Genomic DNA, 4,625 nt, shown 5'->3' on the forward strand with positions numbered 1-4,625 from the left:
GCCGCCGCGACGGGGGTCCTGCGGGCGCCGTGCGACGGGGCGGTGCCGTGGTCGTCACGCCGCGCTCACGCTTCCTGGACGGCGGTCGCGTCGTCACGCGCGCCGGCGTTGGCGCACGCCGCGCAGAGGCCGAAGATGTCGACCACGTGCTCGGCGTCGCGGAACCCGTGCAGCGCGGCGGTGCGGCGTGCCCACTGCTCGACGTCGGATGCCTCGATCTCGACCGTCAGACCGCACGAGCGACAGATGAGGTGATGGTGGTGCCCCTCGCTGCTGCAGGCGCGGTAGAGCGCCTCGCCCTCGGGGCTCTGCAGGGAGTCGGCCTCGCCCGAGGCCGCGAGCCCGGCGAGAGCCCGGTACACCGTCGCCAGGCCGATCCCGGTCTTCTCCTCGCGCAGCGTCGCGAACAGCGACTGCGCGCTCACGAAGCCGCGCGCATCCGCGAGCGCGTCCCGCACCCGCTCACGCTGCCACGTATTGCGCTGAGCCATGCCCCGAGTCTATTCCGCAGGACAGACGCCGGACTGGGAACCGGCTCAGCCGACGCCGCGCTCACCCGGCCGGCTCTGCACGCCGGCGATGATCGCGTCGATCGCGACCGCCGCCCGACGGCGCAGCTCCGGAGACGCGGTGTCGACGAGGGGCCCGTGCAGGGCGAGCTCGGCGAAGCCGTGGACCGTCGCCCAGCACGCCCAGGCGGCGTCGTCGCGGGACGCCGGAGCCACCGCGCCCTCGGCCACCAGGGCGTCGAGCGCGTCGATCAGCGCCCCGTAGGCAGGCGACTGGGGGAGCTGGGCGGGGCCGGGCGGGCGGCCGCCGAAGAAGGCCACGGCGAACCATCCCGGCTCGGCGAGCGCGAAGTCCACGTACGCGCGGCCGATGCGTCGCAGCCGCGCCACCGGGGTCGTCCCCTCCTGCGCGGCCATCGCGGCGGCGAGCCGGACCTGGATCGCGTCGGCCGTCGCCTCGAGGAGGGCGTCCCGGTGGGGGAAGTGCCGGTAGGCGGCGTTCGGCGAGACGCCGACGCGGCGCGTGGCCTCCCGAACGGTGAGCGCGTCCGGTCCGCCCTCGCGGGTCAGCTCGACCGCGGCCTCCACGAGCGCCGCGGCGAGATCGCCGTGATGATAGGCCACCCCTTGTCCTCCCGACGATCGATGTGTACGGTGTGAACATACCAGATGTGTACAGCGTGAACATCGGAGGCCTCATGTCCGCACCCACCACTCCGCTCCCCCCGGTCGTCGACGAGGAGACCTGGCGCGAGGAGCTCGCCCGCCTACGCGTCCGCGAGAAGGCCGCGACCCGCGAGCTCGACGCCATCGCCGCCGAGCGCCGGCGGCTCCCCGCGGTGAAGCTCCCGAGATACACGCTCACCGCGGAGGACGGGTCGACCGTGACGCTGGCCGACGTGTTCGAGGGGCACAGCCAGCTCATCACCTACCACCACATGTGGACGGACGGCGCCCGGTGGCAGTGCTCGGGATGCACCGGCCTGACGTCGCAGTGGGGCCGGACCGGCGGGCTCGCCAACGTCGACGCGCGCTTCGTGATCGTCACGAACGGCCCGATGGACGAGATCCTCGCCTACAAGAAGCGCGTCGGGAACCTGATGACCTGGTACTCGTCGGCCGGCAGCCCCTTCGGGGCGGACGTCGACGCCGGGCCGGGCGAGGGGTTCGCGATCAACGTCTTCCTCCGCGACGGCGAGGACGTCTACCGCACCTGGCACACGTCCGATCGCGGCGCGGAGCAGTTCGGCCTCCTCTTCTCCCTCTACGACGTTCTCCCGTACGGACGCCAGGAGCAGTGGCAGGACGTCCCGGAGGGCTGGCCGCAGGGCCCCACCTATTCGCACTGGCTGGACGCGAAGGACGTCGCCGAGCTCTACGGGGATCCGACCGCCTGAGCGGCGTCGCGAACGGGTCCGCGACGCCGGTCAGGCGCGGCGGACCCGTTCGCGCGAGCGCTGCACGACCCAGCAGCCGAGGTAGATCGCGAACGAGATCGTCGTGATGTAGGGGCTGACCGGCAGCGGACCGGCGAGCGCCAGGAGGATCCCGCCCACGGCGGCGACGAACCCGAACAGCGCCGCCAGCAGTGGAACGGACAGGGGCCCGGCGGCGACCCGCATCGCGGCCGCGGCGGGCGTGACGAGCAGCGCCATCACGAGCAGAGCGCCGATGATGTGCACCGCGACGGCGACCACGAGCCCCAGCAGCACCATGAACACGATCCCGAGGACGCCCGTGGGAAGACCCCGGGCCTGCGCGGAGACGGGATCCAGCGAGTCGAACCGCAACGGGTTCCAGATCAGGACCAGGACGACGAGGACGACCGCGCTGATCCCGATGAGCCACCCGAGGTCCGGGCTGGACACCGACACGATCTGCCCGGTCAGCAGGCTGAAGCGATTGGCGCTTCGCCCCTCGTACAGCGACAGGAACAGGATCCCGAGCCCGAGCCCGAACGGCATGAGCACGCCGACGATCGAGTTGCGCTCGCGGGCCCTGGCGCCGAGGAGCCCGATCAGCACGGCCGCGACCAGCGCGCCGCCGATCGATCCGGCCACGACGCTGCCGCCGAACAGCAGGGCCGCCGCAGCACCGGCGAACGACAGCTCGCTGACCCCGTGCACGGCGAACGCGAGGTCGCGCTGCATCACGAACACCCCGACGAGGCCGCCGACGATCCCGAGCACCGCCCCCGCGGCGATCGAGTTCGCGAGCAGCGCCACGAGCGCCCCGTAGTCCTGGAACGAGAACACGTCGCCCCAGTCGACCGCGGGCACGGCCGCCGCCACCGCTCCGGCCGCGCTCACGCGACGCTCCGCGGGTGCTGGTCGTCGTCGTGCGCATGATGCGGCTCGGCGTCCGGGATCCCGACGACGACGAGGCGGTCGCCCGCCCGCAGCACGAACACCGGGGCGCCGTAGAGATCCGTCAGCACGCGGCTCTGCAGCACCTCATCCGGGGTCCCGAGCATGAACCGGCCGCCGGCGATGTAGAGGATGCGGTCCACCTTGCCCAGGATCGGATTGATGTCGTGGGTGACGAACAGCACCGCGGCGCCGTGCTCGCGGCGCTGGCGATCGATGATGTCCGTCACGCCCTGCTGGTTCGCGAGGTCGAGGTTCGAGAGCGGCTCGTCGCACAGGAGCAGGCTCGGGTGGTCCACGAGCGCCTGGCCGACCCGCAGCCGCTGCTGCTCGCCGCCGGAGAGCTCTCCGACCCGCCGGTCGGCGAAGGCCGACGCCCCCACGTCCGCCAGCACGTCGTCGACCCGCGAGCGGTCGGTGCGCCGCGGGATCGGCAGGCCGAACCGCGGGCCCTGGATGCCGAGGGCCACCACGTCCCGGCCGCGCAGCGCGGTGTCGGGAGCGTACGGACGCTGCTGCGGGATGTACCCGATGCGGCGGTTCCCGCGCCGGACGGGCTCCCCGCCGACGAGGATCCGGCCCGCGCTCAACGCCTGGAGTCCGAGGATGCTGCGCAGGAGCGTCGTCTTGCCGGACCCGCTCGGCCCGAGCACGGCGATGAACTCGCCGGGCCGGACGTCCAGATCCAGCCCCGACCACAGCTCACGGTCGCCGCTGCGCCCGCCGGGACGCCGCAGGGCCGCGCCGCGGATCTGCAGGACGGGCGCGGCCGAGCCGCCGTCGGTGGCCGGGCTCACGCGCCCAGCGCCGTGGCGAGGGATGCGATCGCGTCATGCATCCACTCAGCGTACGTCTTCCCCTCGGGCAGGATCTCCGTGAACGCGACGACCGGCACGTCCGCCTCGGTCGCGGCGTCCTCGACCCGCTGCGTCTCCGGCCCGCCGGTCTGGGCGTTGGTCAGCACCGCGCGGACGCCCCCGCCCTCGATCGCCTGGAGCGCGGCGAGAAGCGTGGCCGGGGGCACGTCGCGCCCCTCCTCCACCGCTTCGGCGAACCCGTCCGGTGTGACATCCGTCAGGCCGGCCGCCGCGGCGAGGTAGCCGGGCACCGGCTCGGTCAGGATGACGTTCGCCCCGGCGGCCTTCTCCTTGAGGTCGGCGAGCTGCGTCTCCGCGTCCTCGAGCTCGGCGGTCAGCGTCGCCGCGCCCGCCTCGAAGTCGGCCTTCCCCTCGGGGTCGAGCTCGGTGAGGTGCGCGGCGATGTCCTCGACGAGGTGGCGCATGGTGTGCGGGTCGAACCAGACGTGCTCGTTGAAGCCCTCGATGTGGTCGTGACCCTCGTGGCCCTCCTCGCCGTGCTCGTCGCCGTGGTCGTGCTCGGCGTGGTCGTCCTCGGCTCCGGCGTGGTCGGAGTGCTCCGCCTCGTCGTGGCCGGCGTTGCCCGGGTAGTCGTGCGAGAACTCGACGGCGGTGAGGACGGGCACGTCCGATCCGTCGAGCAGATCGTCGATGAAGGCGTCGTATCCGCCGCCGTTCTCGATGACGAGATCGGCCCCCTCGACCGTGAGCCGGTCCCGGGCGGAGGCCTCGTAGGAGTGCGGGTCCTGCGTCGCGGAACGGATGATCGAGGTCACGTCGACGCGGTCCCCGCCGACCGCCGCGGCCAGGTCGCCGTACACGTTCGTGGAGGCGACGACCGCGATCCTCCCATCATCGGGGCTCGTCCCGCCCGCCGATCCGGCGGACGAGCA

6 protein-coding genes are annotated in these 4,625 nt (G+C 73.1%); 1 reads left to right on the forward strand and 5 read right to left on the reverse strand.

The window, feature by feature from the left end; translation table 11 throughout:
- Positions 1-65 precede the first annotated feature (65 nt).
- Positions 66-491 (reverse strand): Fur family transcriptional regulator, encoded by a 426-nt coding sequence (locus tag MR1_RS18515; RefSeq protein ID WP_067250585.1) that lies wholly within the window; start codon positions 489-491, stop codon positions 66-68.
- Between the two features lie 45 nt (positions 492-536).
- Complete coding sequence (locus MR1_RS18520; RefSeq protein WP_067250588.1) at positions 537-1,133, reverse strand: TetR/AcrR family transcriptional regulator; 597 nt, start codon at positions 1,131-1,133, stop codon at positions 537-539.
- 74 nt (positions 1,134-1,207) lie between these two features.
- Between MR1_RS18520 and MR1_RS18525 the strand changes: the two genes are divergently transcribed.
- Entirely contained in the window at positions 1,208-1,906 is a 699-nt protein-coding gene (locus MR1_RS18525; RefSeq protein ID WP_067250594.1) for a DUF899 family protein, read from the forward strand.
- A gap of 30 nt (positions 1,907-1,936) precedes the next feature.
- On the opposite strand, the gene MR1_RS18530 is transcribed toward MR1_RS18525, so the two are convergent.
- The 3 genes from MR1_RS18530 to MR1_RS18540 form a co-directional block, all read right to left on the reverse strand.
- Positions 1,937-2,788 carry a metal ABC transporter permease gene (locus MR1_RS18530; protein ID WP_067250598.1) on the reverse strand — a complete coding sequence of 284 codons (852 nt, stop codon included), beginning with the start codon at positions 2,786-2,788 and terminating at the stop codon, positions 1,937-1,939.
- Positions 2,789-2,814: 26 nt separating this feature from the next.
- Positions 2,815-3,672 (reverse strand): metal ABC transporter ATP-binding protein, encoded by an 858-nt coding sequence (locus MR1_RS18535; protein ID WP_084344931.1) that lies wholly within the window; start codon positions 3,670-3,672, stop codon positions 2,815-2,817.
- Positions 3,669-4,625 (reverse strand): metal ABC transporter solute-binding protein, Zn/Mn family (locus MR1_RS18540; protein WP_067250601.1); only part of this gene is annotated, 957 nt, incomplete at its 5' end. The genes MR1_RS18540 and MR1_RS18535, both read right to left, overlap by 4 nt.

The sequence above is a fragment of the Microbacterium resistens NBRC 103078 genome (assembly GCF_001552355.1).
GTDB classification, from domain to species: Bacteria; Actinomycetota; Actinomycetes; order Actinomycetales; family Microbacteriaceae; genus Microbacterium; species Microbacterium resistens.

Coding starts and splice junctions, on each gene's coding strand:
- MR1_RS18515 (WP_067250585.1), bottom strand. CDS start 491: ATGGCTCAGCGCAATACGTGGCAGCGTGAGCGGGTGCGGGACGCGCTC.
- MR1_RS18525 (WP_067250594.1), top strand. CDS start 1,208: ATGTCCGCACCCACCACTCCGCTCCCCCCGGTCGTCGACGAGGAGACC.